The 16,312-nt window shown below is 69.6% G+C and carries 18 protein-coding genes and 1 pseudogene; 10 read left to right on the top strand and 9 right to left on the bottom strand.

Going from position 1 to position 16,312, the window contains the following annotated elements:
• Positions 1-23 precede the first annotated feature (23 nt).
• Entirely contained in the window at positions 24-1,379 is a 1,356-nt protein-coding gene (locus tag ETD86_RS28845) for an FAD-binding oxidoreductase (RefSeq protein WP_138669301.1), read from the bottom strand.
• Positions 1,380-1,455: 76 nt separating this feature from the next.
• Positions 1,456-1,602, bottom strand: a pseudogene (locus tag ETD86_RS60210) (transposase); the annotation flags it as partial.
• Between the two features lie 1,569 nt (positions 1,603-3,171).
• Here ETD86_RS60210 and ETD86_RS28825 point away from each other — a divergent pair.
• Entirely contained in the window at positions 3,172-3,546 is a 375-nt protein-coding gene (locus ETD86_RS28825) for a YciI family protein (RefSeq protein WP_138669299.1), read from the top strand.
• A 345-nt stretch (positions 3,547-3,891) separates the two neighbouring features.
• Here ETD86_RS28825 and ETD86_RS28815 read toward each other — a convergent pair whose 3' ends face one another.
• Complete coding sequence (locus ETD86_RS28815; protein WP_138669298.1) at positions 3,892-4,464, bottom strand: dihydrofolate reductase family protein; 573 nt, start codon at positions 4,462-4,464, stop codon at positions 3,892-3,894.
• A gap of 72 nt (positions 4,465-4,536) precedes the next feature.
• Between ETD86_RS28815 and ETD86_RS28810 the strand changes: the two genes are divergently transcribed.
• The 5 genes from ETD86_RS28810 (at position 4,537) to ETD86_RS28800 (ending at position 8,715) form a co-directional block, all read left to right on the top strand.
• A complete protein-coding gene (locus tag ETD86_RS28810) occupies positions 4,537-5,109 on the top strand; it encodes a TetR/AcrR family transcriptional regulator (protein ID WP_138669297.1) in 573 nt (190 codons plus the stop codon).
• 159 nt (positions 5,110-5,268) lie between these two features.
• Positions 5,269-5,421: a hypothetical protein gene (locus ETD86_RS55510; protein ID WP_170223323.1), complete on the top strand. Its 153-nt coding sequence runs from the start codon at positions 5,269-5,271 to the stop codon at positions 5,419-5,421.
• Positions 5,422-5,657: 236 nt separating this feature from the next.
• Entirely contained in the window at positions 5,658-5,834 is a 177-nt protein-coding gene (locus ETD86_RS55505; protein WP_170223322.1) for a hypothetical protein, read from the top strand.
• 530 nt (positions 5,835-6,364) lie between these two features.
• Complete coding sequence (locus ETD86_RS28805; protein ID WP_138669296.1) at positions 6,365-7,162, top strand: DUF1206 domain-containing protein; 798 nt, start codon at positions 6,365-6,367, stop codon at positions 7,160-7,162.
• Positions 7,159-8,715 (top strand): phospholipase D family protein, encoded by a 1,557-nt coding sequence (locus ETD86_RS28800; protein ID WP_138669295.1) that lies wholly within the window; start codon positions 7,159-7,161, stop codon positions 8,713-8,715. The genes ETD86_RS28805 and ETD86_RS28800 overlap by 4 nt, the downstream gene beginning before the upstream one ends.
• Here the strand turns inward: ETD86_RS28800 and ETD86_RS28795 are convergent.
• Positions 8,692-9,366, bottom strand: a complete 675-nt coding sequence (locus ETD86_RS28795; protein WP_138669294.1) for a phosphatase PAP2 family protein — start codon at positions 9,364-9,366, stop codon at positions 8,692-8,694. The two genes, ETD86_RS28800 and ETD86_RS28795, sit on opposite strands and share 24 nt — an antisense overlap.
• Positions 9,353-10,096, bottom strand: a complete 744-nt coding sequence (locus ETD86_RS28790; protein ID WP_170223321.1) for a phosphatase PAP2 family protein — start codon at positions 10,094-10,096, stop codon at positions 9,353-9,355. Before ETD86_RS28790 ends, ETD86_RS28795 begins: the two co-directional genes overlap by 14 nt.
• Before the next feature lie 74 nt (positions 10,097-10,170).
• Here ETD86_RS28790 and ETD86_RS28785 point away from each other — a divergent pair, with 74 nt between their 5' ends.
• Positions 10,171-11,061, top strand: coding sequence for a diacylglycerol/lipid kinase family protein (locus ETD86_RS28785; protein ID WP_138669293.1), 891 nt, complete (start codon positions 10,171-10,173; stop codon positions 11,059-11,061).
• Between the two features lie 276 nt (positions 11,062-11,337).
• On the top strand, positions 11,338-11,586 hold the full coding sequence (locus ETD86_RS28780) for a hypothetical protein (RefSeq protein WP_138669292.1): 249 nt from the start codon (positions 11,338-11,340) through the stop codon (positions 11,584-11,586).
• 81 nt (positions 11,587-11,667) lie between these two features.
• Here ETD86_RS28780 and ETD86_RS55500 read toward each other — a convergent pair whose 3' ends face one another.
• Positions 11,668-11,829: a hypothetical protein gene (locus ETD86_RS55500; RefSeq protein ID WP_170223320.1), complete on the bottom strand. Its 162-nt coding sequence runs from the start codon at positions 11,827-11,829 to the stop codon at positions 11,668-11,670.
• Positions 11,830-11,943: 114 nt separating this feature from the next.
• Here ETD86_RS55500 and ETD86_RS28775 point away from each other — a divergent pair, with 114 nt between their 5' ends.
• Together ETD86_RS28775 and ETD86_RS28770 are read left to right on the top strand one after the other, a co-directional pair.
• The gene (locus ETD86_RS28775) at positions 11,944-12,489 is read left to right on the top strand and encodes a hypothetical protein (RefSeq protein ID WP_138669291.1); all 546 of its coding nucleotides are present in this window, start codon (positions 11,944-11,946) and stop codon (positions 12,487-12,489) included.
• 39 nt (positions 12,490-12,528) lie between these two features.
• On the top strand, positions 12,529-12,762 hold the full coding sequence (locus ETD86_RS28770) for a hypothetical protein (protein ID WP_211370389.1): 234 nt from the start codon (positions 12,529-12,531) through the stop codon (positions 12,760-12,762).
• Here ETD86_RS28770 and ETD86_RS28765 read toward each other — a convergent pair.
• The 3 genes from ETD86_RS28765 to ETD86_RS28755 all read right to left on the bottom strand — a co-directional run.
• Complete coding sequence (locus ETD86_RS28765; RefSeq protein ID WP_138669290.1) at positions 12,737-14,212, bottom strand: glycoside hydrolase family 130 protein; 1,476 nt, start codon at positions 14,210-14,212, stop codon at positions 12,737-12,739. The genes ETD86_RS28770 and ETD86_RS28765 overlap by 26 nt on opposite strands.
• The gene (locus ETD86_RS28760) at positions 14,209-15,171 is read right to left on the bottom strand and encodes a glycosyltransferase (RefSeq protein ID WP_246148352.1); all 963 of its coding nucleotides are present in this window, start codon (positions 15,169-15,171) and stop codon (positions 14,209-14,211) included. Before ETD86_RS28760 ends, ETD86_RS28765 begins: the two co-directional genes overlap by 4 nt.
• Positions 15,172-15,206: 35 nt before the next feature.
• Positions 15,207-16,312: glycosyltransferase (locus ETD86_RS28755; RefSeq protein ID WP_211370388.1), on the bottom strand; the 1,106-nt coding region annotated here is incomplete at its 5' end.

The following is a 16,312-nucleotide window of genomic DNA, read 5'->3' as shown; positions in this document are numbered from 1 at the left end:
ATGGCACGTCCAGGACATGCGCATCAGTGTGCCGGGCGGATGTTCTGGTTGAGGTGGAACACGTTGGCCGGGTCGTACGCGGTCTTCACCGCGGTCAGCCGGGCCAGCTTCGCGGCCGAGTACGCCCGTCGTACGCCGCGCTGCCCATCGGCCAGCTCGTCGGCCGTCAACGAGTTGACGTACACCCCACTCGCGTACGGCTCGAGCGACGCACCGGCGGCGCGGGCTGCACCCATCCTGGCGTCGTCCTCGGCCGGGTCGGTCCAGCGGGAGCCGGCACCGAACTCGAACATCGTGCCGCGGTGGCTGAACGCCGCGTCTGCTTCCGGGACATCGGCGATCGCTCCGCCGTGCGCCTGCAGGCCGACGCCCGGCAGGTACGGGCTCGCGCTCAGGTCGGTGCCGCCGCGCAGCAGGAACGCCTCGATCGCCGCTGTGGGGAATCGCCGCAGGTAGTGCCCCTTGGAATAGCGGCGGTAGGCGTGGCCGCCGGTGGAGTCGTCGCGTCGCTGAAGTTCGAGGTACGACGGTGTGGTGACGCGCGACGCGACGGGACGCCCGAGCGCCCGCATCGCGGGGAGCAGCCGGCGGCCCTCGGCCGGGTCGCCGACCCACACGAACCCCAGCGTGGCGATCGGGCCGGCGGGACCGCTGCCGACACTGGCGGTGAACGTCGCCTGCCGGGGCGCGACGGCGTTCAGGTCGCGCCAGCCCTCGATGACCGGGACGGCGTCCTCGGCGCGGAAGTCGAACTCGGCGACCAGCGTCCGCGTGCCGGTGCGATGCAACTGGAACTCGAACTCGGTCACGATGCCGAAGTTGCCCCCACCGCCGCGCAGGCCCCAGAACAGGTCGGCGTTCTCGGTGCGGCTCGCGGTCACCACGTCCCCTTCGGCGGTGACCATCGTGTAGGAGACGACATTGTCGCAGGCCAGGCCGTACTGGCGGGCAAGCCAGCCCATGCCGCCGCCGAGCGTGAGCCCGCCGACGCCGGTGTGCGAGACGTTGCCGGCGGTGGTGGCCAGGCCGTACGCCTGGGACGCCCGGTCCAGCGCGCCGAGCAGCGCGCCGCCCTGCACCCGAGCCCGGCGACGGGCCGGGTCGATCCGCACGCCGCCCATGGGCGTCAGGTCGATCATGAGCCCACCGTCAGGCACGGCGAAGCCGGCGACGTTGTGGCCGCCGCAGCGCACGCCGATCTCCAGGTCCAGTTCCCGGGCCATCCGCACGGCGGCGACCACGTCGGCGACGCCCGCCGCGCGGACGATCATGCGTGGACGCCGGTCGACCATGGCGTTCCAGACGGTGCGGGCGGCGTCGTAGCCGGCGTCGCCAGGCGTGAGCAGCCGGCCGTCGAAGCGGGTCGCTGTCGTTGTCATGTCACTCAGCCTGGCAGGAATCGGTATACGCGATAAGGTCCGATCCTGTAGGCCGATTGAGGACCAATTCAGTATCAACGGTCTTCCAGTTCCCATAGCCGAGCGGCAGGTCACGCCAGGTGATGTTGGTCCGGACCCGGAAGAAGACCCCGTTGATCACCGTTGGCGTATCAGGTTCGACTCGGGAACCGGGAGCCAGGCACCTTCGGGCAGGTCGAGCCATCGCTCGGCGGTGGCGAGGTCGCGGGCGGCCGCCTGCAGTGCCGCCAGGCCCCCGGTGGTGCAGGTCCTTGCGCCAGATCATGCTCCACGGATAGAGCGCGACGGGCCGCACGAGCGGCCGGACAACTGCGCCGGGGACGTCGGGCTGGCTGATGATGGTCAGCACCGGCAGGTCCCACTGCTGGATGTGGTAGGCCAGTTCGTCGACGCCGCGCACGTTGGGCCGGGGCGGCGCGGGCGGTGTGTCGGTGTCGGCGAACAGTTGCAGCATGGTGTGCTCCCACTCGGCTGAGACGTGGTCGCCGCAGTGCCAGCAGGCGTCTGACTCGCGCAGGGCGGCGAGCGGCACTTCGGAGTGCGCGGCCAGCGGATGGTGCTCCGGCAGCAGGACGGCGATGCCGTCGTAGCGGATGAGCTGGTGTTCCGCGCCTTCGGGCACGTGACCGGTCACGCCGTGCCAGCGGCCGAACGTCACATCGAGGCGGTGGGCGGCCAGCAGTGGCAGCGCGGCGTCGAGGCCGCCGTGGAATCGGGCGAAGAACTCGTACCCCTCCGCGCAGGTCCTGGCGGCGGCGAGCACCAGTGCGGGGGTGAGCCGCTCGCCGACGACGTCGACGAGCAGCGGGGTGCCCTAAGCACGACCGCGAGCGGCTCCTGGACTTCCTCGACCGGCACGCCTCCACGGCGCCACGCGTCCTGCTGCGTTACTCCATCGAGCACCTCGATCCGGAGCAGCGGGCGCACTACCTCTCCCTTGCCAAGCGCGGCACCTGACCGGCTGCCCCATGGCTCGCGGCCGCCACGGCGGACGAGCGTCTGCCGCCCGGAAGGACGCAGGCGAACGGAGCGACTGCATGGCGTGTCGTTCAAGCCCTTGACCGTGACGGGCCCCGGCCTCACGACCGCCTGCACCCACCAAGGGCCGGCGCCGGCGCGTGACCCGGCGGCTGCACGCATGATCGTCGCTTACTCGGCCGAGGAGATACGACCTGGTGGCTCGTCTCTGAACGTTGACCCGGTAATTGATCTCGGACGGTGAAACCGTCAGGTTGACTGCCTCTGCAACATCTGGGAGGTGGTCATGGCTCGCCGACCGGATGTGTTCGTCCGGCCCTTGTCGATGGAGGAGGGCCGCAAACCGCAGCGCATCACCCGGATCGCCAAGGACCCGGTCAAGCTGCGCCGGGCGATCGTGGTTTCTCCGCGAGCTTCGGCGCCAGATGCCAGCGAGTTCGGGCACCAGCGAGATCTTGCCGATCCCGCTGTTCGTGAGTCTCGGCGCCACCGTCGGTGGCGACTGCCTGGTTCGTCGTCGAACAGGCTGCCCGCTCACGCATGGTGCGGGAAGCCGGGGCGCGCGTTGTCCACGGCAGATCAGGTGCGGCGGGACCACTCGTGGCCGGTGGCGGCGGCGATGATCTCCGTGAAGAGGGGCGACATGACACCCGCAGGCGCCGAGCGGCGGAGGCCCCGTTAAAAATCTTTGGCATAGCGTCGAATCGGGGGCGAGTCGTTCGTAGAACAGGTGGGAGGCGGCCGGAGGAAGCCGCCGGGACAGGGGAGTGATGAGATGACGCAGTACTTGATCTCGTTCAATGACGGCGCGATGGACCACATCCCTGGCGAGGACATGCCCGACGTGGGCAAGGCCGCGCACGCGGCGGTCCAGGAGGCCGTGAACGCCGGCGTATGGGTGTTCGGCGCCGGACTGGAAAGGCAGAGGGCGAGCGTCGTGGCCACGGACGGGATGGTCACCGACGGCCCTTACCCGGAGACCAAGGAGATCATTGGCGGGTTCGTGGTCGTCGACGTGGCCTCACGCGAAGAGGCGCTGGCGTGGGCTGCCAAGTTCGCCGGCGCTTGCCGCTGCGCGCAAGAGGTCCGGCAGCTCATGCCCGACCCCGAACTGGACGCGATGCTCCGCCGGGCCGACAGGCGATCGTGACATCCCGACGACGTCTGATCGAGGCAGAGCTGCCACGTCAGAGCAAGACTTGCGTGGCCGCGGTCGACGACGCGGGTCTGCGGATCGACCTGAACGGGGAAGGCGGGGCGGTGACCCCGGGGATCGGGCGTGGGGCGAAGCCCGGTCCCCGGACTTGGCCGGATTCCCGCAACCACTGATCGCCCCAATGGAGCGACAGCCACGCCCATCGTGACGAACATCCGGCTCCCGTTCTCACGGAGGTAATCAGGCGATCGTGGGGATGATGTCCGGCCAGGGCCAAAGCGTGCCGGACATCACCTCATTGCTGCAGGTCAGCGAGGACTTAAGTTGCGTGACGGGCCACTAAGCCCTGGCGAGCCAGGTGACCTGGGTGCCGTTGTCGAACGACTCGCGCCGGGTGGGGGTGAACAGGGTGGGGCGGAACTGTCCGGAGAACATGGGGATGCCCGTGCCCGCCACCACGGGGTAGCTCTTGAGGATGATCTCGTCGATCTCCGGGAGCAGGGAGGCGGCGAGCTTGCCTCCGCCGCAGAGGTAGATGTCCATGCCGGTGTCCTCCGCCTTCAGTCGCCGGACGAGCTCGATCGCGTCGCCGGTCTCCACCTCCACCGTCGGGTCGTCGATCTTCAGCGTGCTGGAGACGACGTACTGGCGCAGGTGGGAGTAGGGGCTGGTGGTGGGGACGTCCAGGGCCGGCTCATAGGTGCCGCGGCCCATCACCAGCGTGTCGAAGACCTTGTTGGCCACGCCTTCGAGGCCGACGAGCTTGCGGATGTGGGTGGGCAGCGTCTCAGGGTAGCGGGTGTTGATCCAGGCGGCCATCTCGTCCGACACCGGGTAGAAGTCGAATTCGGCGTTGGGGCCCGCGATGTAGCCGTCGAGCGAGACGCCGACGTAGTAGACAAGCTTTCTCATACCGACCAACTCCATATGTAGTACTCTGCTTGCAGTGGTGTAAACGTAGTACTACAAGTGGAGTGGTGTCAAGTGCGGAAGAATCCGGAGCGGCGGCAGGCGCTGATCGACGCTGCCATCGAGGTGCTGGCCAGGGAGGGAGCGCGGGGGCTGACCTTCCGGGCCGTCGATGCGGAGGCGGCTGTGCCCCAGGGCACGGCCTCCAACTACTTCGCCAACCGCGACGACCTGTTCACCCAGGTCGGCGGGCGCATCTATGAGCGGTTGCTGCCCGACGAGGCCACAATCGCCCGCAGCCGGGAGGGTGTGCAGGACGAAGCCCGCTATGCCGAGCTCATGCACGAGCTGGTGGATCGGGTCTCCGCCTTCAACTCCGGCTACCTGGCCCTGCTCGAGCTCCGGCTGGAGTCCACTCGGCGCCCTGAGCTGCGCGCCGTGCTGACCAAGCGCATCCGCGAGGACATCGACGCCAACATCGGCTACCACGCCGCCTCGGGTCTGCCCGGCGACTCGGCCTCGGTGGTGCTCCTCTACCTCGCTCTGAACTGGCTCATCGTGGAGCGGCTGACACTGCCCGAGATCTTCACCGAGCAGGAGATCCACGAGCTGGTGGACGCCGCCGTACGAAGATCGCTGAATGCCTGACGTGCAAGGCCACTCGACGGTTCTGGGAAGCGATCTTCGGGCGCGTTCCAGGCTGGGCGGCGCCGGCCCGTCATCCCACCAGAAGGTGGCCGGACATCGTCATGGCGCTGGCCGTAGACGATCCGATCCAGCAGTCCGTACGACGATGCCGCCAGTTCGTTGTACGGGCGGATCCCGAACGCGGCCCGCGCGCACGCCGAGCAGGCCGGCCACGCCGAGCAGGCCGGCCACGCCGAGGAACTGCTCACCCGCCTCCGCGGGACCATGCACCCAAGACGTCGCCCGCCCGCCCGGCGCTGCCGCCCGCCCTGATCCACCTCGACCACCGACCCGAACAGCCTGAGCGGCTACCGAGCGGCTGGAGGCACGCCCCGCCGGGGCGGCCGGCGACGCTGCCCGCTGGGGTGCCACCGGAAGGTGCGGGCCGTCGACTTCGATGAGGACGGCGCGGCAGGATGGCGATGGAGTGTTGAGGATGTCTGTCCCGTTGGACCTCCTGGTAGACGACAAGTTCGGTTCGACTGCCGGCTTCTGGGCAGTGCGCCGCTATGGCCATCCTGTTGTTGATCACCGGCGTCGCCCTGGTCCTGACCCTGGTCATCGCCGGCATCTACTTCCTCGTCGCGCGACGAAACATCTTACGGGGCGTCATCCTGATCGGGCTCGGTCTGATCGGGCTCGTCCTGATGGTAGGTCCCGGCGGTGTGAGCATCTTCAATGTCTGAGAGCCGGATCCTCGCCGCCGTGTTCGTCGGCGACTCATCGCCATCCGGTCCCCGACCTGGGCCGGGGACGGACCCGCAACGGAACCGTTTCGTCCGGTAAGCGCCTTCCACACGCCCGAGGAACGTGCATGACCGCCGGGTGTCAGGCTTGAGTCGGGCACCGCTCCGCGACGGTCGGCCGCACCCTGCGAAGACGAGTCCAGAGGCGCCGACCGTGAGCGTGTACGAGATCTGGGTGTCGTTGTGGTACCGGAGGGGGATCGACACGCGGAACCACGACGACACCTTGTCGAGCTCCTTGGGTGATCCAGGCCCCGCTGGGAGAAGCCGTCCGACTTGTACCAGCTCTTGCCCGCTGGCATCTTCTCCTTCCACCCGGTATCTCCCGATTTTCCGTCAAACCGCCTGCCTTCCTCTTACCGCTTTCCGACGCCCGCCTGCCGGCCCTGCCGCCGGTCCCGCCGGATGAAGGTCTAGGGCGCGGAATTCAGGGCAGTTCGCCGGTTTTGGCAAACTCTTGGGAGAGAGTCATGACCGAAGCCGAAGCCGAAGCCGTGGCGCGACAGGCGGCGGACAGCCCGGCCATGGACAAGCTGGCGCGGGTGGGGCTGGTGTGCCGCGGTGTGCTGTACGCGCTGATCGGGGTGCTGGCCGTGCAGATCGCGTTCGGAGGCGGCGGGCGGGAGGCCGACAAGAACGGGGCGATCAGTACGGTCGCGTCCTTGCCGTTCGGGGCCGTGATCTTATGGGTCATGGTTGTAGGGTTCGCCGCCCTGACCGTGTGGCAGGCGTCAGAGGCGATTTTCGGCGCCCATAGGCTCAAGGACCGGGTAGAGCCGGTCGGCCGGGTCGTGGTCTACGCGTTCGTGTGCGCCGCGCTGCTGACCATGCTGCTGACGCACAGGACCGGCTCCGACGACCAGCGGACCCAGGACCTCACGGGGAAGTTGCTCGCGTTACCCGCGGGCCAGGTCGTCGTGGGCGCGCTGGGGCTCGGTGTCATCGTGCTCGGCGGCTACTGGATGCGGTACGGCCTCAAGAAGAAGTTCCGCAAGCAGCTCAGGCCGATGCCGAGGCGTGCCGGCTCGGTGATGGACCGCCTCGGGCTCGCCGGCTACCTCGCGCGCGGGCTGATCGCCGGGCTGGCCGGCATCTTCGTGATCCAGGCGGCCGTCACCTTCGACCCGGACAAGGCCGGGGGCATCGACGCAACGCTCAGGGCGTTCGCCGATACGCCGGCCGGGCCCTGGCTGCTGGCGGTGGTGGCCCTCGGACTGCTGCTGTTCGCCGGATACTGCTTCGGAGAGGCCCGCTGGCGGCGTACATGAGGCTGGACGACTGGTTCCTCACCGGCCCCGAACGCGGGAACGACGCGACCAGGCTCATGCCCTGGACGGAGGGCAACCTGGTGCGTCCGCTCGTGCACGGCGCCACCTACTTCGCCGAGCTCGCCGCACGCATGGCCGGCCTCGGCAAGGACGACCTGCTGCTGTTCGCCGACTGGCGCGGCGACCCCGACGAGCGGCTCACGCCGGACGGCCCCGAGGTGGCGGCCGCGATGGCGCGGGCGGCCGAGAAGGGAGCCCTGGTGAGAGGGCTCATCTGGCGCTCGCACCTGGACTTCCTGCGCTTCAGCTCGGCCGAGAACCGGCACCTCGGCGAGGACATCGAGGCGGCCGGCGGGCAGGCGCTGCTCGACACCCGGGTGCGGCACGGCGGCTCGCACCACCAGAAGTTCGTGGTCCTGCGCCATGACCGCGGCCCGGACGGGGACGTGGCGTTCGTCGGCGGCATCGACCTGTGCCATAGCCGCCGCGACGACGCCGAGCACCTGGGCGACCCGCAGGCGGCGCCGATGCCGGGCGTGTACGGCGAGCGCCCGCCGTGGCACGACATCCAGGTGGCGATCAGCGGCCCGGCCGTGGCCGAGGTGGAGAAGGTCTTCTGCGAGCGCTGGGAGGACCCGGCGCCCGAGACCCGTCAGCCGCTCAGACGGCTGCACGACCGCATGACCCGGATGGCCGACGTGCCGCCGCTGCCGGAGCCCGGCCCTCCGCCGCCGGCGGCCGGGACGCATGCCGTGCAGCTCCTGAGGACCTATCCCCACCTGCGTCACGCCTACCCGTTCGCGCCAGAGGGCGAGCGGAGCGTGGCCAGGGCCTACCACAAGGTGCTGACGCGGGCGAGATCGCTGGTCTACCTGGAGGACCAGTACCTGTGGTCCACGGAGGTGATTGAGCCGTTCGCCGAGGCGCTGGAGCGGGAGCCGGCCCTCCGCATGATCATCGTGGTGCCCCGCCATCCCGACCAGGACGGCTGGCTGGCCGGCCCGGCCAGCTTGATCGGCAGGTCGGAAGCGCTGGCCAGGCTGATGCACGCGGGCGAGGGCCGGGTCGCGATCTACGATCTGGAGAACCACCGGGGCACGCCGGTGTACGTGCACGCCAAGGCCTGCGTGGTCGACGATGTGTGGGCGAACGTCGGCTCCGACAACGTGAACCTGCGCTCGTGGACGTTCGACTCCGAACTGAGCTGCGCCGTACTCGACGCGGAGCCCGATCCGCGTCCGCCCTCGGGGGCCCGCAGGTTCGCCAGGGACCTCCGGCTCACGCTCGCCGCCGAGCACCTGGACCGCGATCCCGGCGACATGGACGATCTGTGCGACCCGGAGCGCGCGTTCGAGGTGTTCGCCGAGTCCGCCGCGCGGCTCGAGGCCTGGCACCAGGGCGGCTGCCGGGGGCCCCGCCCGCCGGGCCGGCTGCGCCCGCATCCGAGTCCCGGTCTCGGACGCGTCCGCCGGGCGATGGCCATGCCGTTGTACCGGATCGTCGTTGACCCCGACGGGCGGCCCCCGCGTCTACGCAGATCGAACGAGTTCTGAGCGCTGCCGCTGCCGCTGGCGCGCGTACAGGATCGCCCGGGCGGCCATGACGACGCAGCCGACACCGAGCAGCACGCCCCAGAGCACATCGGTGAGGAAGTGCATGCCACGGTACAGGCGCGAGAAGCCGACGGCGAGCGGAGCGGCGATCCCGAGTACCCAGATCAGCACCTGGAGCGCCCTGCTGCGGACATGCGCGGTCAGGAGGAGCGCCATCCCGCAGTAGAACGCGACGGCGGCGCTGACGTGCCCCGACGGGAAGCTGGAGGTGGGCGGGGCCTCATCGAGGTGCTGTACGGGCGGGCGTTGCCGGCCGACGGGCCCGGTGGTGGCCAGGAAGATGAGGGACTGGCTCCAGACGGCCGCGACGAGGAAGATCGATTCGCGCCAGCGCCGGTACACCCGCCTGAAGACGATCGCGGCCATCACGGTGAGGGCCACGATGTACGGGGTGTCCGAAAGGCTGCTGCCGAAGTCGGTGAGCCCGTTCCACAGCGAGGTCCGGTCGGCGGCCAGGCTCCGGCTCACCGACGCCTCACCGGTGGGCCAGGCGAGGATCGCCTTGCCCACGCCGTACGTCACCCCGGCCATCAGGAGCATCGGCAACAAGATTGCTAACGCGTAGTGTTTCGCCTGCTCAGTTCTGCTCATGGGTCGCCTTCACCAACTCGGGTTCCACTCCCTCGACCGGCGGCGAGGCGGGCCTGCGTCCCTGCTCCCGCCGCCACGTCTCGAATGCCGCCGCCGTCGCGGCGATCACTGCCACGCCGAGCACGATCCCGGCGGCCACATCGCTCACCCAGTGCACGCCGAGCGCGATCCTCGTGTAGCCGACGGACACCACCAGGAAGCAGGCGACAGTCCAGGCCACGACCCGCCCCCACCGGGGCAGCATGGGCAGGACAAGAAGGACGATCACTCCCGCGCCGAGCGTCGCGTTCACCGTGTGGCCCGACGGAAAGGAGTCGCCCGGCGCCAGCGCGACGGGGTCCAGCAGGTGCGGCCTGGCCCGGGCCACGATGATCTTGAGTGCCAGACCGAGCAGCCCGCCCACGGTAATGGTGGTGACGGCCCAGGCGGCCAGCCTCGGCGCGCCCCTGTACAGCAGCCAGACGGCGTACGCGATGACCGAGACGCGCCACGGCCACGGCCCGAACAGATCCGTCCACACGATGAGGAACCTCGTCACGCCGGGATGGGCGAGCGCGTACTCGTGCAGATTCCGCGCGGCCTCCGCGTCCAGCCCGTCGACGGGCATCTTGGCCACGACGAGCAGCAGGTTGAACGGGATCACGATCAGCGCCGCCGCGAGGCTGGCGACCGTCAGGCGCAGTCCCAGTCCTCGGTCGCGGTGCCCTTGGTGCCCCTTCCCCATACGCATTTGCGCACGGCTACCCCGGCAAGGCGGATCAATTCCTCCGCCTGAAATCCGGCGCCCAGGGTAGTCCGGAACGCATGTCCCCCATCGTGGCCGTCGTGGCGCACCGCAAGAAGACCCTCGGCGCGGGCCTGGACAGACTGCGCATGCTCATCACCGAAGAGGGCGTCGGCGAGCTCCTCTGGTACGAGGTGGCCAAGAGCAAGAAGGCGCCCAAAAAGGTCCGCCAAGCCCTCGATCAGAGCGCCGATCTGGTGTTCGTCTGGGGCGGCGACGGCATGGTGCAACGCTGCGCCGACGCGATGGCCGACTCCGGCGTGCCGATGGCCGTGCTCCCCGCGGGGACGGCGAACCTGTTCGCCGCCAACCTCGGCATCCCCGCCGACCTCGACGAGGCGGTGCGGATCGGCTTCCACGGGCGGCGGGAGAAGCTGGACCTGGGCGTGCTCAACGGCGAACACTTCGCGGTGATGGCGGGGGCCGGGTTCGAGGCCGAAATGATCGCCGACTCGGGTGGGCGGGCCAAGAAGCGGCTCGGCAAGCTGAGCTACGTCAAGGCGGCCGTCCGGCACGTCGGCGAGCCGCTCGTGCCAATGAAGATCAAAGTCGATGGGACGACCTGGTTCGAGGGCCGGGCGAGCTGCCTGCTGCTGGGTAACGTGAGCATGATCGCCGGCGGTGTCAAGGCGTTCGACGACGCGCGGCCGGACGACGGCTGGCTGGAGGTCGGCGTCTCCACCGCCAAGGGGCCGCTCGAATGGGCGCGGGTGATCGGCAGGATGGCCGCGGGACGCTCCGACGACTCGCCGTTCATCCGGATCACGCGGGCCAAGAAGGTGTCGGCCCGGTTCGGGGTCCCGCTGACGTACGAGCTCGACGGCGGGGAACGCGAGCCCACCATCCGGATCAAAGCCAAGGCCGCCGCGGGCGCGCTCATGGTCTGCCTGCCGCCGGACCAGCGGCTCTGAGGAAGGCCAGAGCTGTGTGCCGCGCCGGGACCTCCCTGGCTTGGCGACAATCCTGCCACCGCCGGAGCCGCTGCGCTGTGCGCAGGAGCACCGGACCAGCGGGTAGATGTGCGCAGAGCGATCAAAGGCCAGAGGCGATGGTAGGGAGACAGGGATCGTGTTTCCGAAGATCGGGGAGCACCGGCGATCCCGCCCCCACCGGAAAGGGCGCTATGCCCACAGCAGCAAGACGCAGCCACCGGATACCAACTCGACGGCGCTCGCGGCGGTGCCAGGATGAACGCGCTCATCCCGTCACTGAGCCGTGTGCACGGGTCGGCGAACGCGCAGGCCACGACGTACAAGGCCGATAGGCAGGCAGCCCTGGGGAGTGGGTTCGACATCGACGGCGGCGTCCGCGGTGGGATCGTCCTCGATGCGTTCTCCTCGATCAACACGGTGGCGCGGGTCGAAACAGCCGAGATGCATGGCGACGACGACAAATGGACCGTTACGGCGTACGTCACCTGGGCCTGGGAGGACTGACAGCACGCGGTGGGTTGATCCCTGTCCACGACGGCGGCCGTATGTGAAGGCCGCCCGGCTTCTTCTTCCGGTGTGACTTGATCAACGTGGCTGAGCTGCGGTGATCTGCCCAGCGAGGTGGCCATCGCCGGACGCCACCAACATGCTGATCCGCACGGTGGTGGCCGCGAGCGCCTGGGCCAGAGCCTGGAAGGCGAGCCGGTCGCGCAGTTCGGCGAGCAGAGCGGGCCGAGCGAGAGCCACACAGTGGTACCGAAACTCGTTCTTCGGCCAACCTCTCAAGATCTCTAACTGGCTCCGAACTCACCCGCCAAGCCGGCGCCTCCCTCAGACCCGATGAGCCCGAAGGACGAACACATGATGCATCAGCACCTCGCCGACGTGCCATCGCGGCATCCACCTGCGGCGCAGCCGCGCACCCTGGTGACGGACCCGGCAGGCCTGTTCACCGAACTGAGTCGGCTGAACCTGCCGCACGGCGACTACGTCGTGTGCGGCTCCGCCGCCCTATACGTGCGCAATCTGCGGACCTGCATGGGCGACCTGGACGTGCTCGCCCGTGGCGCCGCATGGTGCATCGCCCTCGCTCTCGGAGTCACGCCAAGCACCGCCCCGTCCGGCCACGGGCAAGTGATCAACCACCCGGCGTTCGCCATCGAGTTCGTCGACCGTTGGACACCGGGATGGTCGACGCACTACCTGATCGAAACCGCCGACCTGATCGACGGCATCCCGTTCATGCGGCTGGGCGATGTCCTCGCGTGGAAGGCATGTGCTCGCCGGCCCAAGGACCTGCCGGACATCTCCGCCATCGACAACCTGCGGCGACTGTGGAGCGCACCTCTGGCCGGGTCGGTACCCGGACGGCCCCGGCCAAGCCGCGTCCAAGATCGTGCTGTATGAGAACGAGGCGGGAAGTGGCCCGTTGCCGGACGGCGGTTGATGTCAACACCCGCCGCTTGGACGAAGGTGTGGCTGGGGGACCGGTGGACCTCCGATCCGCGCAACAACCGCAGGCGCAAGGGCCGCATCGTGATCGGACGTGGACGGGACGCACCCGACGTGGCCATGGTCACCGGCTTCGGCGCGCCGCTGCTGGAGTCGATGATCGTGACCACGTTGGAGGTCACATCCTGCGGGCGGCCATTCGTCACTGTGGCGGACGCATCTCCTTGATGAGGGTGTCGAGCGGCACACGGGCGAATCCGATGCGGGTGTCGCTCGCCCCGTAGGGCAGCCACACGGCGTCATCGTGGAGCAGGCTGCCACAGGAGTACACGACGTTGGGCACGTAGCCTTCACGTTCGGCACCGTCGGCGGTGAGCAGCGGGCCGGGGAGTTCGGCGATGACGCGGTGCGGCTCGTGGGAGTCGAGGAGGATGGCGCCGATGGCGTAATCGCGCATGGGGCCGACGCCATGGGTCAGGACGAGCCAGCCGAAACCGGTCTCGATGGGCGATCCGCAGTTGCCCACCTGGATGAGCTCCCAGTCCCGGTGCGGGGTGTGCAGGGGTATCGGCCGTTGCCAGCTGTTGTGTCGGTCGAGGGCGGTGAGACCGATGGTCTCGCCGTCGGAACGGCACAGCGCCAGACTCCGTCCCCCGACCGGTCGGGGGAACAGCGCCATGCCCTTGTTGACGGCTGCGGGGCCGCGCATGGGAGTGATCTCGAAATGGCGCAGGTCGTCGCTGGCGATCAGGTGGGAACGGATGTGCTGCCCATCGTAGGCGGTGTAGGTGGCACGATACGAAGGCCGGCCGTCCTCGTCGACGATTCGTACGAATCGCGCGTCCTCCATGCCGTTGCACTCGGCTGCGGTCGCCGGCCAGAGGATTCGCCGGTGAAGAGGGAGATCGGCGGGGAAGGTCACGGCGTACTCCAAGCGCGTCGCCCGGCGCATCTCTTCCAGGGTCGGCTGCGTGGTGGTGCGGGTGAGCAGGTCGGGAGGGAACTGGGCGATCGCGTGTTCGAAGTCGTCGTCCTCGAAACGTTCCGGCAGGGATCGCAGCATGCCCGCCGTCACCTCGTTGTCCCAGGCGTCGTCGGCGAGCCCGGCGGCGAGCAGGTCGCGCCGATGATGGGTCCGGTGCCGGCGTCCGACGGACAGTGTCCCGGAGCGGTCGGCGATGTGGAGGTCGGAGCCAGGCCCGAGGACTGCCGTGGCGAAGCCGAGGGAGGACAGATGCCCCTCGCCGATCTGGCGCAGGCTGATCGCCACGCGGAGTTGTCCGGAGTGCAGACCGGATTGGTCGGGATGGGGGATCACGGACGGGTTGCACACCGCGGCACCCTCCACGGCGTACTCGTGACTGAAGTAGGCGCCCACAAGGAGGCGGGCCGGCAGGGACAGGTCGACCTCGCGCGGGACGCGATGGCGGATCAGGTCGTGGTGATGGGCGAAGGTCGCTTCGAGATCGTGGTGCCGCCCACCGAATCGCCGCAACGTCTGCTGGAGCATTTCGGTCGCCTGATCGTGGTCGAGGAGCAGGATCCGATCGATCAGCGCGGCGGCCCGGGTACGGGTGAGCGCGGCGTCCTCCCCGGGCACGAAGAGCTTGATGATCACTCTTCGCGGGTCGGGAGTGAGCGTCGGGCCGAGCCGTGTGGCCAGATCCCTGTCGGTCATGAGAGCCGCCTGGCGTGCTGCATGGTAGAGATCAGCGCGATGGTGGACTCCGCGCCCTGATTGAGGTTCGGACCTTGCTCGGTCAGGCCGTCGTAGCCTCCGCCGGTCGCCGGGTCCCACATCGGAACGCCGGAGTCGTTCGCGCCCTGGAACCACGCCACCGCCAGCCGCGCCTTCTCCCGCCACGAAGGGTCGCCGGTCGCTAGGGCGGTGGCGCAGGCGTCGGCGAGCGCGGCCACCTCGATCGGCTGCTGGTCGTAGCGCGACCGCGGCGCATCCTGCCGCCAGCCGGCCGCGGGCACGACCGAGAGCCGGCCGTTCCTCGTCTGAATGTCACACAGCCACGTGAGCATGCGCAGACCGACGCTGAGCAGCTGCCGGTCATCCCTCAGGTCCCCGGCGGCGATGATCACCTCGGCGAGAGCGGCGTTGGCGTACGTCAGATGCGGCTGTGGCCACGGCCAGGAGGGGTTCTCCGAGGGAGCGCCGATGGCCTCCACGGCGTCCATCAGCAGGGCGGCGGCCACGGTGCTGTCCGGGTCGGCGCGCAGGACCTCCGCCGCGCCGAGCCCGGCGAAAGCCATGGCGCGCGGATGCGGGGAGCGCTGTTCGGCTCCGAGAGTGAAGGCGCGCAGGGCCTCCTTCCGGATCCACGGAGCGGAGATGCGGGCCGCCGCGGTGCCCAGGCCCCACATCGCCCTGCCCCACCAGTCGCCGACGCCTGGCTGGTCGCTCCAGCGCCGGTCGAAGGTGAGCCTGTTGCGGAACGCGCCGGAACGATCCTGAGCGTGTGTGAGGAAGGCCAGATAGCACTCGATCAGCCGGGTCAGCCGGTGCGCTGGGTGCTGCTCCCGGCTGGCCACGACGAGGCCACGGGCGACGTCGTCGGTGCAGTAGCCGTGATGGCGCAAGGCGGTGGCGTGCCGGGCATGCTCGAACAGGCCGGTGTCGTCGCTCATCCGGATCAGGTGTTTGAAACCTGGAGCCACGGCGTTCACGGCAGCACCGCGGCCGTGGCGGCCGGCCGCCTCGCGAGGAGCGACCTGGCAAGGCCGTCGTATCGGGCCGCGACCGCGGGCCACAGCAGGCTCGGGATCAGGGCATGGGTACGGCCGGTGAGATCGTCGGCCAGCCCGGGTTGCGTGAGGACACGGCGCACGGCGGAGGCGAGCGCTGCGGGGTCGCCGTGCGGGACGAGCAGCCCTGGACCGCAGGTGAGCAGCTCCACGGCGTGGGGGAAGGCGGTGGCGACGACCGGAACGCCCGCGGCCACGGCTTCGATGAGGACGCCGGATGTGACCTGCTCCGCCGAGTCATACGGCAGCAGGACCACGTCCGCCGAGCGGACGAGCCGGCTCAGCGAGTCCTGATCCCGGTAGACAGGGTCGTGTCGTACGGCTTTGGACACCCCGATCCGGGCGGCGAGTTCATACAGGCCGTCGCGATAGGCCTCGCCGTGGAGCTCCAGCACCTTGGGGTGGGTCTTTCCGGCGATCGTATACGTCGGTGGCGGGTCGAGGCCTCGCAGGAGTGCGAGGGCGCGCAGAGCCCATTCGATGCCTTTGCCGGGCCCGAGCAGGCCCCAGGTGAGGAGGTGCGGACGGGAGCGGCGCCGAGCCGGGACCCGCAGGTGGTCGGCTGCCCCGTGTGGGATGACGAACACCTTGCCGGCGTCCGCCCGGTAGCCGGCCATCAACCGGTCATGGGCCGTGGCGGTCATGGTCACGATCGCGCCGGCGGCGTCCGCGATCTCCTCGAGCAGGACCTTCTGCCGCGGTGTCGGCCTGGCCAGGACGGTGTGGAGGACCACGATGCTCGGCACGATGAGGCGGCGCAGCAGCGGCAGAACGTCCTGGCCGTCGGCGCCGGGGTAGATGCCGTATTCGTGCTGCACGATGGCCACGTCGAAGTCCTCCAGAGCGGAGGCCGCGGCTTTCCACCCGCCGGGGCCGCTCGGAGTCCAGGTGTGCACGACCCCCGGCTGGGGCCGGTCGTCGTCGCCCTCGGCGGTGACACGCACGATCCCGCCGAACACGCCGCCCCTGGTGAGATGGGAGGACAGGGCGGAGTTGAAGGTCGCGAGCCCGCACTGGGTGGGCG

The organism is Nonomuraea turkmeniaca (assembly GCF_005889735.1).
GTDB classification, from domain to species: domain Bacteria; phylum Actinomycetota; class Actinomycetes; order Streptosporangiales; family Streptosporangiaceae; genus Nonomuraea; species Nonomuraea turkmeniaca.
Note: the sequence above shows the minus strand (reverse complement) of the source record. Positions and strands in the feature narration are given on the sequence as shown.

Excerpts from the sequence above, each read along its gene's own strand:
- ETD86_RS28845 (WP_138669301.1), bottom strand. The coding sequence starts at position 1,379 with ATGACAACGACAGCGACCCGCTTCGACGGCCGGCTGCTCACGCCTGGC.
- ETD86_RS28790 (WP_170223321.1), bottom strand. The coding sequence starts at position 10,096 with ATGCGTATGGGGAAGGGGCACCAAGGGCACCGCGACCGAGGACTGGGA.
- ETD86_RS28800 (WP_138669295.1), top strand. The coding sequence starts at position 7,159 with ATGAGGCTGGACGACTGGTTCCTCACCGGCCCCGAACGCGGGAACGAC.
- ETD86_RS28815 (WP_138669298.1), bottom strand. The coding sequence starts at position 4,464 with ATGAGAAAGCTTGTCTACTACGTCGGCGTCTCGCTCGACGGCTACATC.
- ETD86_RS28780 (WP_138669292.1), top strand. The coding sequence starts at position 11,338 with ATGAACGCGCTCATCCCGTCACTGAGCCGTGTGCACGGGTCGGCGAAC.
- ETD86_RS28825 (WP_138669299.1), top strand. The coding sequence starts at position 3,172 with ATGACGCAGTACTTGATCTCGTTCAATGACGGCGCGATGGACCACATC.
- ETD86_RS28770 (WP_211370389.1), top strand. The coding sequence starts at position 12,529 with ATGTCAACACCCGCCGCTTGGACGAAGGTGTGGCTGGGGGACCGGTGG.
- ETD86_RS28795 (WP_138669294.1), bottom strand. The coding sequence starts at position 9,366 with ATGAGCAGAACTGAGCAGGCGAAACACTACGCGTTAGCAATCTTGTTG.
- ETD86_RS28785 (WP_138669293.1), top strand. The coding sequence starts at position 10,171 with ATGTCCCCCATCGTGGCCGTCGTGGCGCACCGCAAGAAGACCCTCGGC.
- ETD86_RS28775 (WP_138669291.1), top strand. The coding sequence starts at position 11,944 with ATGATGCATCAGCACCTCGCCGACGTGCCATCGCGGCATCCACCTGCG.
- ETD86_RS55505 (WP_170223322.1), top strand. The coding sequence starts at position 5,658 with ATGGCCATCCTGTTGTTGATCACCGGCGTCGCCCTGGTCCTGACCCTG.
- ETD86_RS28805 (WP_138669296.1), top strand. The coding sequence starts at position 6,365 with ATGACCGAAGCCGAAGCCGAAGCCGTGGCGCGACAGGCGGCGGACAGC.
- ETD86_RS28760 (WP_246148352.1), bottom strand. The coding sequence starts at position 15,171 with ATGAGCGACGACACCGGCCTGTTCGAGCATGCCCGGCACGCCACCGCC.
- ETD86_RS28765 (WP_138669290.1), bottom strand. The coding sequence starts at position 14,212 with ATGACCGACAGGGATCTGGCCACACGGCTCGGCCCGACGCTCACTCCC.